Origin of the sequence: Brevibacillus nitrificans, from assembly GCF_003710965.1 — a bacterium.
In the GTDB taxonomy this organism is placed as follows: Bacteria; Bacillota; Bacilli; order Brevibacillales; family Brevibacillaceae; genus Brevibacillus; species Brevibacillus centrosporus.
In genome coordinates this window covers 166933-182758 of sequence record NZ_RHHU01000020.1, presented here as the reverse complement: position 1 = coordinate 182758, position 15826 = coordinate 166933, and the positions used below count along the sequence as shown (strand labels likewise).

Annotated in this window: 17 protein-coding genes; 9 read left to right on the top strand and 8 right to left on the bottom strand. The window is 52.7% G+C overall.

Going from position 1 to position 15826, the window contains the following annotated elements; translation table 11 throughout:
* Positions 1-31 precede the first annotated feature (31 nt).
* Entirely contained in the window at positions 32-1714 is a 1683-nt protein-coding gene (locus EDM59_RS27720) for a sulfatase family protein (RefSeq protein WP_122926596.1), read from the bottom strand.
* A 131-nt stretch (positions 1715-1845) separates the two neighbouring features.
* Positions 1846-2871 (bottom strand): YeiH family protein, encoded by a 1026-nt coding sequence (locus EDM59_RS27715; protein WP_246011277.1) that lies wholly within the window; start codon positions 2869-2871, stop codon positions 1846-1848.
* A 165-nt stretch (positions 2872-3036) separates the two neighbouring features.
* Here EDM59_RS27715 and EDM59_RS27710 point away from each other — a divergent pair, with 165 nt between their 5' ends.
* Positions 3037-3933 carry a LysR family transcriptional regulator gene (locus EDM59_RS27710; protein WP_122926594.1) on the top strand — a complete coding sequence of 299 codons (897 nt, stop codon included), beginning with the start codon at positions 3037-3039 and terminating at the stop codon, positions 3931-3933.
* Between the two features lie 69 nt (positions 3934-4002).
* On the opposite strand, the gene EDM59_RS27705 is transcribed toward EDM59_RS27710, so the two are convergent.
* From EDM59_RS27705 to EDM59_RS27685, 5 genes are all read right to left on the bottom strand, one after another.
* Complete coding sequence (locus EDM59_RS27705; protein WP_122926593.1) at positions 4003-5100, bottom strand: stalk domain-containing protein; 1098 nt, start codon at positions 5098-5100, stop codon at positions 4003-4005.
* A 93-nt stretch (positions 5101-5193) separates the two neighbouring features.
* Entirely contained in the window at positions 5194-5955 is a 762-nt protein-coding gene (locus EDM59_RS27700) for an anti-sigma factor (RefSeq protein ID WP_122926592.1), read from the bottom strand.
* A gap of 2 nt (positions 5956-5957) precedes the next feature.
* Positions 5958-6524, bottom strand: a complete 567-nt coding sequence (locus tag EDM59_RS27695; RefSeq protein ID WP_122926591.1) for an RNA polymerase sigma factor — start codon at positions 6522-6524, stop codon at positions 5958-5960.
* A gap of 132 nt (positions 6525-6656) precedes the next feature.
* Positions 6657-8207 (bottom strand): HAMP domain-containing sensor histidine kinase, encoded by a 1551-nt coding sequence (locus EDM59_RS27690; protein ID WP_246011272.1) that lies wholly within the window; start codon positions 8205-8207, stop codon positions 6657-6659.
* The gene (locus EDM59_RS27685) at positions 8197-8874 is read right to left on the bottom strand and encodes a response regulator transcription factor (RefSeq protein ID WP_122926589.1); all 678 of its coding nucleotides are present in this window, start codon (positions 8872-8874) and stop codon (positions 8197-8199) included. Before EDM59_RS27685 ends, EDM59_RS27690 begins: the two co-directional genes overlap by 11 nt.
* A gap of 211 nt (positions 8875-9085) precedes the next feature.
* Between EDM59_RS27685 and EDM59_RS27680 the strand changes: the two genes are divergently transcribed.
* Positions 9086-9583, top strand: coding sequence for a MarR family winged helix-turn-helix transcriptional regulator (locus tag EDM59_RS27680; protein ID WP_148040860.1), 498 nt, complete (start codon positions 9086-9088; stop codon positions 9581-9583).
* A 7-nt stretch (positions 9584-9590) separates the two neighbouring features.
* Positions 9591-10346 (top strand): SDR family NAD(P)-dependent oxidoreductase, encoded by a 756-nt coding sequence (locus EDM59_RS27675; RefSeq protein WP_122926587.1) that lies wholly within the window; start codon positions 9591-9593, stop codon positions 10344-10346.
* Positions 10347-10436: 90 nt separating this feature from the next.
* Here the strand turns inward: EDM59_RS27675 and EDM59_RS27670 are convergent, their stop codons facing one another.
* Positions 10437-11039 (bottom strand): hypothetical protein, encoded by a 603-nt coding sequence (locus EDM59_RS27670; RefSeq protein WP_122926586.1) that lies wholly within the window; start codon positions 11037-11039, stop codon positions 10437-10439.
* A gap of 314 nt (positions 11040-11353) precedes the next feature.
* Between EDM59_RS27670 and eutL the strand changes: the two genes are divergently transcribed.
* The 6 genes from eutL to EDM59_RS27640 are packed head-to-tail and all read left to right on the top strand — an operon-like array spanning position 11354 to position 15819.
* A complete protein-coding gene (gene eutL, locus EDM59_RS27665; protein ID WP_122926585.1) occupies positions 11354-12004 on the top strand; it encodes an ethanolamine utilization microcompartment protein EutL in 651 nt (216 codons plus the stop codon).
* A 38-nt stretch (positions 12005-12042) separates the two neighbouring features.
* Complete coding sequence (locus tag EDM59_RS27660) at positions 12043-12402, top strand: BMC domain-containing protein (RefSeq protein ID WP_122926584.1); 360 nt, start codon at positions 12043-12045, stop codon at positions 12400-12402.
* A complete protein-coding gene (locus EDM59_RS27655; RefSeq protein ID WP_122926583.1) occupies positions 12399-13874 on the top strand; it encodes an acetaldehyde dehydrogenase (acetylating) in 1476 nt (491 codons plus the stop codon). Before EDM59_RS27660 ends, EDM59_RS27655 begins: the two co-directional genes overlap by 4 nt.
* Before the next feature lie 40 nt (positions 13875-13914).
* Positions 13915-14202 (top strand): ethanolamine utilization microcompartment protein EutM, encoded by a 288-nt coding sequence (eutM, locus tag EDM59_RS27650; protein ID WP_092268402.1) that lies wholly within the window; start codon positions 13915-13917, stop codon positions 14200-14202.
* A gap of 6 nt (positions 14203-14208) precedes the next feature.
* Positions 14209-14994: a phosphate propanoyltransferase gene (gene pduL / locus EDM59_RS27645; RefSeq protein ID WP_122926582.1), complete on the top strand. Its 786-nt coding sequence runs from the start codon at positions 14209-14211 to the stop codon at positions 14992-14994.
* Between the two features lie 6 nt (positions 14995-15000).
* Entirely contained in the window at positions 15001-15819 is an 819-nt protein-coding gene (locus EDM59_RS27640) for a hypothetical protein (RefSeq protein ID WP_122926581.1), read from the top strand.
* Positions 15820-15826 lie beyond the last annotated feature (7 nt).

Sequence of the window (15826 nt, the reverse complement as noted above, 5' to 3'; positions counted from 1 at the left end):
TTGACAAACATTAGCTGGTTTCATTGATTCCTCAGCGTATTCCATAGATTTGCGGTGTCAAACGTTTTTGAGCGCGCTGTTCCTGTAACAATTGCTCCATCCATTGACGTACGGGCTCCGTCTGGGGAGTAGCGTAGACAGGAGAAGCCAGATTGAAGCTCTCCAGGGGATCATCCGTCAAATTGTACAGCTCGTAATCTTCATCGGCAGAGGTGCACCCATCCCGTTCCAAACGGTCGCTATAGTAGCGGGAGTATTTCCAGATCGTTTTCTTTTGGTTATAGCGGACGGATGCGATGACCGTCTCGATCTGGTTCGGAGGAATGACGGATTGGTAAGGCTGACCCAACAGACTGATCTGATGCTGTCCCTGTGTCACGTCGTCTTCTGTCATGAAATAAAGAGGTTCTTCCAGACGCTCCGATGTACCCGTCCCGAGAATCAGCCCAGATAGATTGCGGCCAACTGGTGGGCGGGCTTCCGAGTGAGTCTTTTCCAGTTCGGCGCGCAGCGTTGTCGGATCGGCACCGATCAGCCCCAGCAGCGTAGGGAGAAGGTCGACGTGACAGCTGAGCTGCCTGGTGGTTTGCGGGCTGGGGAACAGGAGCGGATTATGGACGATGAACGGAACGTGTAGCGCTTCCTCGTAGGCGCAGTAAAATTTTTGGTGCAAGTTTCCGTGTACTCCGAGCAAGTCGCCATGATCGGAAGTGAAGACGACGATGGTTTCCCGGTAAAAAGTCGACTGCACCAGTGCTTGAAGGATTCGCATGACTTGCTGGTCCGCATTTTTTTGCAGTTGATAGTAGAGCCGTCGGTAGAGAGCGTTATCAGAGATGGGCTGAAAAGCCTGGGGAAACACGTCCCGATAGCTGGCCTGGCAGCGAGGCTTGGTCCGAAGCGTTTCTCGCTGGGTAGGCGGCGGTTCTACATCCGGGACAGAATCATCGACGTGAAAGCGGAAGATCGGCATGACTTGGGTAAAGTCTCCAAATAGCGTGATATCGTGCGGATTCACAAAGGAAGCGACGATCAGCCAAGGCTCGAATTCCTGAGCGGGGGATAGCTGCAGCTGCTCCTGCTCAAGCTGGTGGAGCAGGGAAATGACGTCGGTACTGTAAACGACATCACGGCCATTGATGCCGTGCGCGGCAGAGGAGCCTGAATCGTGGGGAGCAGCTCCTGCGGGCTCGGGACCGACCCAGTCCGAAAAGCCGTAACCTTCAAGACGATCTGCCTGCAGGTACAGCTGCACCAGCTCAGGATCGGGAATGCCGGTTCCACGCTGATAGCTGGGGACAGATTGGTGTGTGCCTGGTATGTGAATGTCCGCGTTGGAAAAATGCCATTTCCCTTTGTAGAAGGTGCGGTAGCCTGCCGCACGAAAGTAATCGCCTAGAGTCGGAACGGTATTTGGATCCAGCCAAAACATATCACTGTCAGCGGGCCGCTTTGCTGCACCGCTGGTTTGTGTGACACCGTGCAGAGAAGGGTACTGGCCTGTGAATAAGGTGGCGCGACTGGGACAGCAGGCTGTGGCAGAGACGTAGTGGTTGCAGAATTCCAGCCCGTGGCTGCGCAAAAAACGGTGCGCCAGCAGCTGATTCTGGCTCCAGGCTTTGATCGCAGCACCCTCATAGACAGGAGGAAAGCGCTCTTCATCGACGATGATCAACAAGATATGGGGGCGTTTCTTTAGAAGACGTGTGGACATGTAACGGCCCCTCCTTTCTAGCAAATCAGACCGCTACCATCATACGAGAAGAGTGGATGTCTTAATCCAAAAAAATTCGCCGAGCGTGCGTGCCCGGCGATCTTTGGCGATTCCTTTATTCAAAATGAAGGCTAGATGAGGAAAAAAGAAAGCACAGAAAGCAGTACGGACGTGATGGACATGGCGATCAGCGGACGAGCGGCTTTGGTGCGCAGAGCTCGCAGATTGACGTTCAGTCCGAGGCCGACCATCGCCATCGTCAGAACAAATGTGGTTACGTTCGCAATGCCTGTTTGAAAGCCTTCCGAGACAGGAATGATCGATCCGAGCACGTAGCTGCCAAACACACTCATGACGAGAAACCCGATGAGAAACCAAGGGAACTCGATTTTGGTTCCGCTTTGTACTTTTCCTGTCCGTTTCATCCAGTACATCAGGATAAAACAGAGGGGGACGAGCAGCAATACACGGCCAAGCTTTGCCAACAGACCCATCGCGAGTCCATCCTGCCCGGCAGGAGCGGCGGCCAGTGCGACATGTGCAATCTCATGGAGGCTGATCCCTGACCACATCCCGTATTCTACAGGTGTGAGCGGTAAGTAAGGGCGCACTACCGTGTAAAGAACGGAGAAGACGGTTCCTACCAGTGCAATAATGCCTACGCCAATCGCGGTATCTTCTTCTTTGGCTTGAATGATCGGAGACACGGCAGCGATGGCAGCAGCTCCGCACACGCCCGTGCCTACTCCGAGCATGAGGGACAAAGAAGGCTCGGCTTTCAACCATTTTGCCAAAAGCACGGTGAGCAAGATAGCAAAGGCGATCACGCCGGCATCGTAAACCAGGAGGCCAAGGCCTTGATGGAGCACGACGTCGATATTAAGCTTTAACCCGTACAAGATAATGGCAAGACGCAGCAGGCGTTTGGCGGAAAATTGAATACCGGAGCGGATGCTTTCCGGGTAACCCCAAACCTGACGGTACGCTACGGCGATGAGAATGGCACAAGCCAGAGGACCTACTCGATCGAAGCCAGGTATTTTAGACAGTCCATAGCCGAGCAAGGCAACCAAAAAGGTAAAAGCGACACCGCCCAACCACAGCGTCCGAGCAGAGACCTTTGACCTCGATTTGGCTGCCCCCATGCTACTATCCATGGAGACGTGTTCTTTCGTATGGGTAGTCATTGCGACTCTCTCCTTTTTTCGGCGATTCCATCCTCAGCATAAGGCAAGAATGATCATAAGAAAAATAAATCATCTGCATGGTTATGATAAGTAAATATGTATAATAGAAAGTAAATCGATTCGTGGAGGTTTATCATGGATCAGCAATTGCGAGTCTTCGTCACAGTGGCAGACCGGCAAAATTTTTCCCGGGCCGCGGCAGAGCTGCACATGACCCAGCCGGCGGTCAGTCAATACATTCAATCGCTGGAGAAAACGATCGGAACCAAGCTGCTCGAGCGCAGCAACAAATACGTCCGCCTCAATAAAGCTGGCGAGATCGTCTATCATCATGCCCGTGAAATCCTGGGTCTTCATACGCGCATGCAAAACCTGGTGGACGACTTGATGAATACGCCGAGTGGACGTTTGACCATTGGTTCGAGCTATACCTATGGGGAATACGTTTTGCCCCATGTTGTCGCACGGATGCGTGAGCACTATCCTGCGATTACTCCGACGATCACCATTCATAATTCGACGGTGATTGCAGAGCAGGTCGCCAATCGTCAGCTGGATGTCGGCATCGTGGAGGGGGAGTACGTCGATGACAAGATGTGTATTGAATCATTTGCCGATGATCGGATGTACTTGATCGTTTCTCCCCATCACCAGCTGGCCGGAAAAGAGAAGCTCACCCTTGCGGATCTGGAAGCGGAGACGTGGATTGTACGAGAAGAAGGTTCCGGAACCCGAGAAGCGGCAGAAAAAATGTTTCGCCAGCTGCAGATTGCTCCAGACAAAAGGATGGAGTTTGGCAGTACACAAGTGATCAAGGAATCCGTGGAGGCTGGGCTTGGCATCAGTCTGCTGTCGTATTGGGCCATCCGCAAAGAGCGAAAGTTGGGTACTCTCTGCACGCTCAAGGTTGCAGGTACACCAGTGACCCGGAATTTCTCCCTGTTGACGAAGTCGAATGAGTTTCATACCAAAGCATTGGATATTTTCATGGATCTCATACGTAATCATTTGCCAGAGGGGGCTCATACGTAAAAGAAACAGGGGGAAGCGGCACGTTTGAATTCGTGCCGCTTCCCCCTGCTATGTTGGGCATCTGGATGATTATTTCACGGTAATGGTTCCTGTCATGAAAGTGTGGGGCTTGCAGTAGATAGCGTATACCCCCGGTTTGCTGAAGGTAGCGGTATAGGTGCCTCCTTTGTTGATGGGGCCGCTGTCGAAGGACCCGTCTTTGGCGGTCACCGTGTGGACAACGTCGTCGAGGTTTTTAAACGTAACGGTAGAGCCTGAATCGATCGTCAGAATTCCCGGAGTGAATGAAAAGGATTGAATGTCTACGTTGTAGCTCTTAGCGGCATGGGCAGACGCGGCAGGCACTCCAGCATGTGCGGAAGGTGCGGGAGCGGCGGAGTGGGATGCTGCTGCTTCATGGCCCGATTTTGCTGTTGTTTGAAAGTGAATGACCTTTTTCACCTCGGGCGAGATGGGCTTATGGTCGTTGCCCACCAGTTGTACGGTCAACGTGTGTTTTCCGGGAGCCACCTTGTCAAAGACGGCAGGCTCGCCGTTAATCATTTTGTAGGCCAGCTTGGGATTGGTCGGATCGGTATCCAGCCATACGTGAATATGCCCTTCCCCCTCTTTGACCTCTCCATGCTCGCGGAAATCCGCCAAATGATGTTGAAAAGCCGCCACGGACACCTTTACCTGATCCGTGTACAAAATGTCCCCGTTGGCGGGCGAAAGGATCAGCAGTGACGGGGCCACTGCTGAATGAAGGGAGATGACATTTCCGACTTTGTTATAGTCGACGCTCATTCCTAGATTCTCTGCGAGAAATCGGATAGGGACAAAGGGGACGCCCTGAATCAGAGTGACAGGGGTGTCCATGTTAACGGAGCTGCCATTGATCGTGGCGGTCTTGCTGCCCGGGGTGAACCGATACGTATTGGCCTCTTTCTGAATCGTGACAGAGTTGGCAGCTTGATCAAAAAGAACGGCAGCTCCGATAGCCTGCGCGAATTCACTTGCAGATACCATCACCCGATTGTTGGAGACCAACGGCTTACTTTCCATGCGCAAAGGCTTTCCATCCAGGGTGACTGCGTTTTGGGAAGACGTGGCGCCTAAAGCCGAGCCAATTCCCAACGCTGCTGTGAGCATTGCACTCGCAAATAAAACAGAAACTATTTTTTTCATGTTTGTTCCTCCTCCATACTTTTCGTGAAGTAGAAATCCGCTGTCTTTCACGAAAGGTAACGCAGGAGTGGGAGGAACGGTTCGATCCCAAAGCTATGTCCCTAGGACTTTTTTTCCCCGGGGCTGGGTTCCCTCTGCGTCAGGCTCCAGGGTGATGCCTATTCCCTCAAATGTCTGGCCAGGATCCTGGAGTTCGTAGGTCAGAACGCCAGTACCTTGGTGATCTACCAGGAACACGCCAGCGTTTTGACGCTTCCCGTCGTGTATGAGCCAGACTTGATAAGCCTCCGATCCTTGAGTGGGGGAGAGCCCTTGCAAATGCAGAATGAGCTTTTTTTTGTTGCCTTGCTCATACATCCATGCAGTTCCCTTTGCCAGGGCGTATGCATGAGGGGGAGCTTGCAAGGTATAGGATTGCACCACCTGGGCGGGCTGGAACGAATCAGATGTAGCCAACTGCTGTCGGAGCTGAAGATTATTCCAAAGGACTCCCACCAAGGCAATCGCCATTCCCGCCATCACGAATCGGTGAGGGGTAGGCATCCAGGCTTCCAAACGTGTGGCAATCCGCTGCTTCCAAGACAGGACATAAGCGGGAACTGGTTTTTCTTTTGATTCAAAAATAGCTTCCATCACTTCTGCTTTCAAATCGGCAGGCACATCCACATTTTCCGCCGGATACGGTATTTGGAAAGGAATCAACGCCCATGCCTCCCGTAATTCATTCACTTCCTGGCGACAAGACGGACATGACGCGAGATGATCGTCGATGAGGCGCTTCTCTTTCTCCGTGCATTCCCCAATGGCATAAGAGACGAGCTCATCTGATAAAGAACAGCGGTCACGGGTTTCCACGGTTACCCCTCCATCTCTGGTATCAAGTGGTTCCGCAAGATTTTCAAGGTTTGGTGCAGCCGACTCTTGATGGTGCCGAGCGGCTCGTTGCGCATCCGTGCAATTTCGCTGAGTGAGTGCCCCTCCCAATACAAAGATTGAATCAGCTCGATCTGGCTCTGGGAGAGATACTGATAGGCCTTTTCCATCTGTTCGCGCATCAACTTGCGGGAGATGACGTCAGCTGGATTATTGGCGGGATGGTCCGGGATGTGCTCCCAGTGCTCAGGGGAGACGGGAACGTAGCGCTGATTCCGCTTTTCTTTGCGTAGATGATCGATCGTGATGTTGCGGGTAATCGTTATCAGCCAGTTCACAAACAGCCCTTTTTCAGCGTTGTAGCCGGTTTCCGAGGTCCACAGACGGGTAAATACCGCCTGCACGATTGCTTTGGCATGCTGCTCATCCTGCGTGGCTTTGAGCGCAAATGAGTAGACAAGCTTGATGTAGCGGTCGTACAGGTCTTCCAGCGCAGGACGGTGCTTTTGCATAACGAGTTGCATCAGGTCCGCGTCACTCCAGTTTTGCATGAGACAGGCACACCTCTTTTTCTCCTGACCTCTATCTACTTTGTAAAGGTAACGATGCCATGTCCAGATCGGTTCGATAGAAAAGAAAAAACTTCCTCTACATTGTAGAGGAAGAAGGAGAATAAGAGAGGATCATTTGTCGGAGGTGGGAAGCGTAATGCGAAAGGAAGTGCCTTGTGTGGAGGTTTCGAGCAATTTCACATCTCCGCCATTCGTGGCCGCGAGCATGCGGCAGATTGTCAATCCTAAGCCAAGTCCATACTTTTTCTTTCGCTTGCTGTCCCCTCTGTAATATCGTTCGAAAATAAAGGGGATTTCCTCGGACGGGATTCCTTTTCCGTTGTCCTCCAGATCGATGACGAGATTGTTTTTTGACTGCTCTACCGCTATTTTGATCGACGACGCTCCTGCAGCAGCGCTGTTGTTCAAAAGGTTTAGCAAAATTTGGGTGAGGTGGGCTTTGTCGCAGGTCCAAACGATCTCTTCGGGTATCACTACAATCGTGACATCTACTTCAGAATAGGCGGGTACAGCACGCCATTGTGAGACAAGTTGATGCATAAAGGAGGCAAGATGAACGGAGGCTGTTTCTTTTGCAATCGCTCCTGCCTCCATGGAAGTGAAGTCCAACAGGTCGTTCACCATGGTCTGTAGACGCTTGGCTTCATCCATACTGATCTGCATGAATTCGTCCGCCTCTTTCCCGGTCACGATACCGTCTTTGACTGCTTGGATCATGCCGCGAATCGAGGTGACGGGTGTCCGCAGCTCATGGGATACGCCAGCAAGGAGATCGGTCCGCATACGCTCAAGCTGTCCAAGCCTTTGGGTCATGTCGTCAAAGGAGTGAACAAGCTGACTGATCTCCGATTCCTTGATACTGGTCGCATCCGGCAGCTCGGGACGGTAATTGCCGTCCGATACTTGCTGGGCCGCTACAGCCAGCTGACGCAGGGGGAGAGTCAGGGAGCGGGAGAGGACGTAGACGATCGCCCATCCGCACAGGGTGATCACGCCGATGGAAGCCATAATCACAATATAGGTTTGGACCAGGTCGGTATTGAGCTTGGTGCTCACATAATAGACACCGCTTACTGCTTGCTGCTGGTAGTAAGGAACGCCGACACGCAGCCAGGTTCCGTCCTGTGTCGTGAGTACTTCCCGCGTTTCCTTGGGGTTTGGGTCAGGAGTGACAGGGGCAGGCAATGTACTGTTTTTCGTGTCGGCTACACGATTTGTTGAGCTGATCACTTGCTTGTTGGATTCATCGTAAATTTGCACGATATGATTGAGCGGTATGGCGGGCATGACCTTCAATGTGAGAGCAGCTCTGTACGCGCTTGTCTTGGGTTCAGCGGAATCCGCTGGCGCTGGGCTGCTGGCAGCCGCCGTTTCAATGGATTTGGTCGTTAACGTGGTAGGTGAAACCGTGAGCGTAGCCTTCAACTTTTCCATTGGAACGACTTGGGCTGCCTTCGCGTAAGAATCGGCAAGCAGATAGGTTCTCGCTTCGAGAATTTCGAATTGCTGCTCCATCGTATTTTCCCGAATCCAATAGATGCCGAACAGGCCGATCCCAAACAGCATGACCAAGAGAATCATCGCGTAGCGCCACGTCCAGTAACGCAGCAGAGGGACAGAGGTGACGGGTGACTTATGGGAGAATCGCCATTTAGTAAACACGCAAGCTGTACCCCATTCCTCTAATGGTGCTGATCTCACCCTCTGTTTCCGACCAGAGGCGCAGCGCTTTGCGAACTCGTTTTATCGCTGTATCCACAGATCGATCCCCTCCTTCAAAATCCATTCCCCACACTTGGTCGAGCAATTGATCCCGGCTAAAGCATTGATTCGGGTGCCGGGCGAGGAACGCGAGAAGCTGCCAATCGCGGGGCATCAGGGAAACGGGTTCTTTCCCCAAGGAAGCCAGCTGAGCACTGAAGTCGATCGTCAGGCTGCCGAGCCGGATCATATCGGCTTCTGCGATATAGGTGGAGCGGCGCAAGACAGTCTGAACACGTGCGACGACTTCTTCTGGATCAAACGGCTTGGCGATATAATCGTCGGCACCGAGACTTAACCCCTGCAATTTGTCGGGAACAGAGCCCTTGGCGGTCAAAATAATGACCGGGCAGCTCCCGTATTGCCGGATACGCTCGAGGATGTCCAAGCCGTCCTGATCGGGCAGCATCAGATCGAGCAGCACCAATTCCGGCTTCCAAGTCACAAATGTATGTACTGTATTTTCATCCCCTGGGCTCCAGCGTACTTCGTAACCAGCCCGTTCCAAATACACCTGGACCAGCCGGGCAATCGGCATTTCGTCTTCAATGACTAGAACTCGTTTCACTACTGGTTTACCTCATTTCTATCAAGTCGCTGCTCGTTTGCTTGCACCTATGATAGCAAGAAGAGCGGTCGCATGGTTTGGCATGATTTGTAAAGCACATCAAACATGGCATGTGCTTGGATGAAGCCCATCTATTGTAGGCGAGCTGTGTGTCTGCAATATGGCGGTGGGCATGCGGTTGACAAAGCGGGGGAGAAGGAGTACATTTTAATTGTTAAAAGTATTAACTATTAAAACAGTGAATAAAAGAGGTGACACTGTCAAAGCGATGAAAGAAGAACGGGAAGAATTATCGAGGCAGCTGTCTATCATGATGCGGAAATTCGTCATTTCCTACGGGAAGATCATCGATGCCGATTTGTCTGGATCGCAGGTGTACATCCTGGAGATCTTGGCGGAAGAAGGTGCAGTCAAGAGCTCGTATTTGGCAGAGCGATTGTCGATCACTTTGCCTGCTGTAACCAATCTCGCCAATAAACTGGTTAGCAAAGGATACATTGAACGCCAGATTCCCGAAAGCGACAGGCGGGTTACGCTGCTGGCAATTACGCCGATGGGCCAGGAGATCCACGAGGCTATCAACCAGCGCTACCGCTCACTGACGGACGCGATCTGGAGTGGCTTTTCAGACGAAGAGATTAGCCGCCTGCTCGGCTCTTATAAACGGATGGTAAAGAATCTCGAAGAACATGAGCAATCAAAGGAGTGAGAGAATCATGAATCAACAAGGACAAGTAGCCGTCGTTACAGGTGCAGGCAGCGGCATGGGCCGTGCGACCAGTCTGAAGCTGGCTGAGCAAGGTATGAAGCTGGTGCTGGTTGACTTCAATCAAACAACCGGTGAAGAAACGCTCGCGATGATCAAGGAAAAAGGCGGCGAAGGCATCTTCGTGCAAGCCAATGTGAGCGTTTCGGCAGACGTCCAAAATTACGTCGCCAAAGCTTTGGAGGCGTTCGGCAGCATCGACGTGTTCTTCAACAATGCCGGGATTATCCAAAAACCCAGCCTTTTGGAGGATGTAGAAGAGGCTGAATTCGAACGAGTCATGTCCGTGAATGTAAAGGGAGTATTTCTCGGTTTGAAATACGTGCTCCCGGTCATGGTCAAGCAAGGTGCAGGCTCTATTATCAACACGGCATCTACAGCCGGACTGAAAAGCGAGCACAGCATGTCAGCTTATTCCGCGAGCAAGCATGCAGTGGTGGGACTGACCAAATCGGCAGCAATCGAATACGCAAAAACGGGCGTGCGGATCAATGCCGTTTGCCCTGGCGGGGTGACTACCAGTCTGGTCGCAGGCTTGCAAAAAGACATCGAAGAAACCGGCCATGTACCTGAAATTCAATTTCCGCGCATCGGTCGCATGGCGGAAGCGGACGAAGTGGCAAACGTGGTCGCATTCCTCGCATCGCCTGGATCGAGCTATATGACAGGCTCTATCGTTACGATCGATGGCGGTTTGACTTTGTAATATGAGTCAGGTCGTGCAAGAGAGAAAGCCTCTAGCCAAAGCGGTCAGAGGCTTTTGGTTTATGCAGAGGGCGAAAGCTCCCCTATGGTTCTATTCTTGAACAGGAGCAGCAGGTACAAGTTTCACAGCTTGCGTCAACTTGCCTTCTTTTTGCAGCTTCGCAATGAGCTCATCGACAGTGATACCTTGTTCTTTTGCCATCTTCTCCAGATCAAACGTTGCTGAGAAGGTAGCGACTGCTTTCGTGATGATTCCTTTCTTCTCAAGCTTCGCAGTCAATTGATCCTCAGTAATACCTTGCTCCTTCGCCATGTCTTCGAGATTGATGATTTTCAGCATCGCCGTTTCGTTTTCATTCCCTTTCGCGTCGGCTGCCTTCAGGGGAATCGTCTTCATTACAAGTTTTCCTTCTTTCCCTTCACTGGCATCAATTGGCTTGATTTTGACAGTTTGAAGGGGCGTCAAATTTTTCAGTTCGCCGTCTTTTTTCAGCTGCGCGATCAGCTCTTCGACGGAGATGCCTTTTTCCTTTGCCATTTGCTCCAAAGAAAGGGCAGGCATAGTAACGAGTTGAGCTTTCACCGTATTCGTGCTGCTCACAGGCTTGCTTGGTACCTCTGCTGCGAAAGCAGAGCCTGCCATTGCGGATACTGCGAGTGCCATTACTGCCATTGCCATGTTTTTCATTTTCATTTCTTATTCCTCCTAAAATGGGTTGTTGTAAGTGGTGAGCCGGATTGTCCATCTCGGCTACACAACAAAGGTAACCCGGGCTTGTGTCCGTCAAATGACCGAAAAAAGAAAATAATGTGGAAGGGCTTCTTGCATTTTTGAAGGGGTCTTGTCATACTGTAAAAAAGAACCAGTTTCGATCTGAAGCAAGTCAACGCTTTCAACAAGTGAATAAACAAAAGGCAAAGGTGCCATGAACATGAGGAGAATTCCTTACGTTTTGGCGCCTTTTTTGGCGTTTTCGAGCAAGGATTGGACGGAGGGGAGTGACGCAGATGGAAAAACCCATTCGGGCAACACCATTGGCTGTTCGGACGATACCGAATGTCGACTCACAATTTGCCGAAAAGCTGAATTTGCCCGCCCGTATCCGAAGTCTAGGGCTGTTAACCTCAACCATCGATGATGTGGGCTACACCGCGATCGATGAAGCGACGAAAAAGGCAGCCGTGGAGGTCGTGTACGCCAAATCGTTTTATGCGGGCTCAGGTCACGCGTCAGGTCCGTTGTCCGGCGAGTTCATCGGAATCATCGGGGGGGCCACGCCATCAGAGGTGCAGAGCGGACTGGATGCGGCTATCGCCTTTATGGAGAGTGGAGCCTGTTTTTATTCCTTGAATGACGAGGGCACACATGCCTATTACGCCCATGTCGTCTCTCGCAGCGGCAGCTATCTCTCGCAGGTAGCGGGTGTTCCGGAGGGAGAGCCGCTCGCGTATTTGATCGCGCCTCCACTCGAAGCCGTGTACGGGATCGATGCTGCACTGAAAGCGGCGGATGTGCAGATCAAGCAATTCTTTGGACCGCCGACAGAGACGAACTTCGGGGGAGCGCTGCTCTCCGGAAGCCAGTCCGCTTGCCGGGCAGCTGCTGACGCCTTCGCTGATGCGGTGAGAAGCATAGCTGCCGCACCGGTCAAGCTATAACGTAGGGAGTATCCCTTTGGAAAGGGGGAAATGGGAAGATGCGAGCGCATGCGTATGCACTTGGCATGATTGAAACCTTGGGGCTGCCCGCGCTGATCGCTGCCGCTGACGCTGCTGCCAAAGCTGCAAATGTGAAGGTCGTCACCTACGAAGGCGCGGATGCAGGGATCGTGACGGTCTACGTGATCGGGGATGTGTCGTCCGTGCAGGCCGCCGTTGATGCAGGAGCGGATGCAGCAAGGCGTGTGGGAAGATTGCTGCATTCTCATGTCATCCCACGCCCTGACGAGAATGTGCCGAAAATGGTGAAAAACCTCATCAGTCAGGCAAAGAACCAGGAAGAGTCGGTATCTCTCCCGGAAGAAGTGCCGGAAGGGGGAGGTGAGTTAGAAACATGACGTTGGATGCGGATTTGTACGCGATACAGGAAGTGCGGAATCATCTGACGCAGGCAAAGGACGCGCAAAAAAAGTTCGCTGCGTACAGCCAGGAGCAGATCGATGCGATCGTGGCAGCGATGTCGCGGGCAGGTGTAGATGCTGCAGAAAGGCTGGCGGCACTGGCCGTTGAGGAGACCGGCTTTGGCAACATCCGGGACAAACAAATCAAAAACCAATTCGCCGCAGAGCGTGTGTACGAGTGGATCAAAAACGCACGTACAGTTGGCCTCATTCGAAAAGATGAGGGAAACAACGTCTGGGAAGTGGCTGAGCCTGTCGGAGTCGTAGCCGGAATCATACCTTCGACGAACCCGACATCCACGGTTATTTTCAAATCGCTGATCGCTCTCAAGGCACGGAATGCCATCGTTTTTTCCCCGCACCCGTCTGCTGCTGCCTGTACGCTTGCGGCTGCCAAGGTCATGGATGAGGCGGTTGTGCAAGCAGGTGCGCCTGCGGGCTTGATCCGCTGTATCAGCAAGCCCACCCTATCCGCTACGCATGAGCTGATGGTCCATAAGCTGACTGACCTGATACTCGCCACGGGCGGCTCAGCGATGGTCAAGGCAGCGTACAGCTCGGGAAAACCGGCTTATGGAGTAGGGCCGGGAAATGTGCCGGTCTATATTCATCACAGTGCGGACCTACCTGCCGCGGCCAAGCGAATTGTCCAGAGCAAATCGTTTGATTACGGAACGATATGCGCGTCTGAGCAGGCCATGGTCATCGAGGAGTCGGTCAAACGTCCGTTTCTAGCAGCATTGAAGAGGGAAGGTGCCTATTTCCTGAACGATTTCGAGCGGGAGAAGATAGCAGATCTCCTCATGGTCAATGGCTCCCTCAATCCCAAAATCGTCGGTCGATCTCCCCAAGCTATCGCCCAAATGGCAGGCATCCTGATTCCCCAGGAGACAACTGTGCTGATCGCAGAAGAGGTGAGTGTAGGGAAAGCCTATCCGCTGTCGATCGAAAAGCTTGCCCCGATCCTCGCGATGTATACGGTTCGTGATCAGCAGGAGGGCTTTGCCCGTTGCCATGAACTGCTTACCCTGGGAGGGCTCGGTCACACTGCAGGGATTCATTCGCAGGACGACGCCGTCATTGCCGCGTACGGCCTTGCGATGCCCGCATCGCGAATCACCGTGAATACAGGAACGACGTTTGGTGGGATCGGCGCGACAACCGGGATTCAGCCGTCCTTGACGCTGGGCTGTGGATCTTTTGGCAACAACATTACGTCGGACAACATCGGTCCCGAGCATCTGATGAATATCAAGAGAGTTGCTTTTGGTATCCGGGAGATGCAAAAAGCGGCGGCAGCAGAACCTAAGCCGCAAGCGCTCCGCGAGGAAACGGAGTGGGGCATTGGCCTTAGCCGCGAAGAGATCAAAACCATCATCAAGTCTGTCTTGACGGAAATGACGTCTTAAACCACGACAAATTTGTCTATACATGTAAGGAGGAATGGAAATGGCAGGAGAAATGTCCGCATTGGGAATGGTGGAAACAAAAGGGCTGGTAGGAGCAGTGGAAGCAGCTGATGCCATGGTAAAGGCAGCAAACGTGAAGCTGATCGGAAAGGTCCACGTGGGTGGCGGTCTGGTGACTGTCATGGTTCGCGGAGATGTAGGCGCTGTCAAAGCTTCCACGGACGCAGGTGCCGCTGCTGCCGAAAAAGTGGGAGAGCTCATATCCGTACACGTGATTCCGCGTCCGCATGGAGACATTGAATTGATTTTGCCAAAGCTCGAAGGATAATCCCGTATGGCAGTCATCACGGAAGCATCCCTCAGAGCCATGCATAAAACAGGAATACCGAACCCCTTTTATCTGAGGAAGGGGGACAAAATAACCCCCGCAGCGGCAGATTACTTGAAGGGAAGAGGGATACAAGTGAGTGCCTTTGAAGAACAACAGCAGCCTTCCACCGATCAAGCTGCCGAGGCGATCTCGGAGATTCCCATCGGCGTATCCAATCGTCATGTGCACTTGTCGCCGGAGGATGTAGCGAGGCTTTTCGGGGAAGGACATCAACTGACCCCGATGCGCGAGCTGTCGCAGCCTGGCCAGTTTGCCAGCCAGGAGACCGTGACGCTGGTCGGTCCAAAAGGAAGCATCCACGGGGTCCGCATTCTGGGACCAGCCCGTGGTGCGACGCAGGTAGAGATTTCCCGTACAGATGGTTTTGCTTTGGGTGTTCACGCGCCCGTGAGAATGTCTGGTGATATTGAAGGCACTCCCGGAATGGTGCTGGTAACAGCAAAAGGAACCGTCGTGTTGACGAAAGGCGTGATCGTAGCCAAAAGACACGTTCATATGTCGGAGGACGAAGCGCGGCTTTTTCAAGTAAAGGATGGGGATACGCTCATTCTGGAGACGCAGACGGATCGCCCGATTTTATATCCGGATGTCGTTGTTCGCGTCAGTCCGCGATTTGCGCTTGATTTCCACGTAGATTTGGATGAAGGCAATGCTGCCAATCTGAAGACAGGTGATCGGGTAAAAGTCATCGGAAAAAACGGTCAGCTTTACCCGGGGTATCGGAGGTGAGACTTGGTGGACGTCCGAGAGATGGTCGCATCCATTACCAAAGAAATTCTGCAATCGCTGCAGCAGGAAAAGGTCAAGCAAGCTCCACGTGTGCTGTATGTTTTTTGCGACAGCCAGGCGCACGAAGCCTTTCTGGATCATTTTATCCATTTGAAGAACAACGGAGTTTGCCACGACCTTTTGTTCCTGGATGGCGAGACGTCCTCCTGGCTGGGCATGCACAAAATCGAATGTGGAGGAGCGGGAAAAATCTTGGCGGCGGATGAGTTCGCCCCCGCTCCTCTGGAAGTGCCGAAAGATTACGACGGTATCGTCATACCGGAGCTGGATCTCGACAATGCGGCTCGTATCGCTGCAGGACGCAAAGGCACGATCAAGGCAGAAATCGTTTTTTCTGCATTGGTTCTGGGGAAATTCGTGATCGCGGGATCGGATGTGCCCGGTATCAAGCGTGCAGATCGGCGTACCTTGCAGACACTGACATTGCCACCTGCGTATGAAAGGCTGTTCCAGCGTCATGTACAAGAGCTGACGGAGCTGGGTATCGAGTTTGCCCCACAAAAACGTTTGGCAGAGCGTGTCGTCTCCAAGCTGAGGTCGCAGCTGCCAAAGGAAGGGGAGCAGGCTGGCAAGCCGACAGCGACCGCTTTGGACGAGTCGGAAGCCGTATTTTCCGGCAAGCTGTTGACCGCCGACTGGATCCGCTCACAGCCGCAGCTTCGCCATACGACGCTGCATGTGAGGCAGGGAGCGATTGTCTCCCCGTTGGCGCACGATAGCATGCGCGAACGAGGAATAACCGTCAGCTACATAGAGAGAGGGTGAGCTGCAC

Bases quoted from the DNA above. Each gene is read 5' to 3' on its own strand.
- EDM59_RS27720 (WP_122926596.1), bottom strand. From the start codon at position 1,714: ATGTCCACACGTCTTCTAAAGAAACGCCCCCATATCTTGTTGATCATC.
- EDM59_RS27715 (WP_246011277.1), bottom strand. From the start codon at position 2,871: ATGGATAGTAGCATGGGGGCAGCCAAATCGAGGTCAAAGGTCTCTGCT.
- EDM59_RS27710 (WP_122926594.1), top strand. From the start codon at position 3,037: ATGGATCAGCAATTGCGAGTCTTCGTCACAGTGGCAGACCGGCAAAAT.
- EDM59_RS27705 (WP_122926593.1), bottom strand. From the start codon at position 5,100: ATGAAAAAAATAGTTTCTGTTTTATTTGCGAGTGCAATGCTCACAGCA.
- EDM59_RS27695 (WP_122926591.1), bottom strand. From the start codon at position 6,524: ATGCAAAACTGGAGTGACGCGGACCTGATGCAACTCGTTATGCAAAAG.
- EDM59_RS27675 (WP_122926587.1), top strand. From the start codon at position 9,591: ATGAATCAACAAGGACAAGTAGCCGTCGTTACAGGTGCAGGCAGCGGC.
- EDM59_RS27670 (WP_122926586.1), bottom strand. From the start codon at position 11,039: ATGAAAATGAAAAACATGGCAATGGCAGTAATGGCACTCGCAGTATCC.
- eutL (WP_122926585.1), top strand. From the start codon at position 11,354: ATGGAAAAACCCATTCGGGCAACACCATTGGCTGTTCGGACGATACCG.
- EDM59_RS27660 (WP_122926584.1), top strand. From the start codon at position 12,043: ATGCGAGCGCATGCGTATGCACTTGGCATGATTGAAACCTTGGGGCTG.
- EDM59_RS27655 (WP_122926583.1), top strand. From the start codon at position 12,399: ATGACGTTGGATGCGGATTTGTACGCGATACAGGAAGTGCGGAATCAT.
- eutM (WP_092268402.1), top strand. From the start codon at position 13,915: ATGGCAGGAGAAATGTCCGCATTGGGAATGGTGGAAACAAAAGGGCTG.
- pduL (WP_122926582.1), top strand. From the start codon at position 14,209: ATGGCAGTCATCACGGAAGCATCCCTCAGAGCCATGCATAAAACAGGA.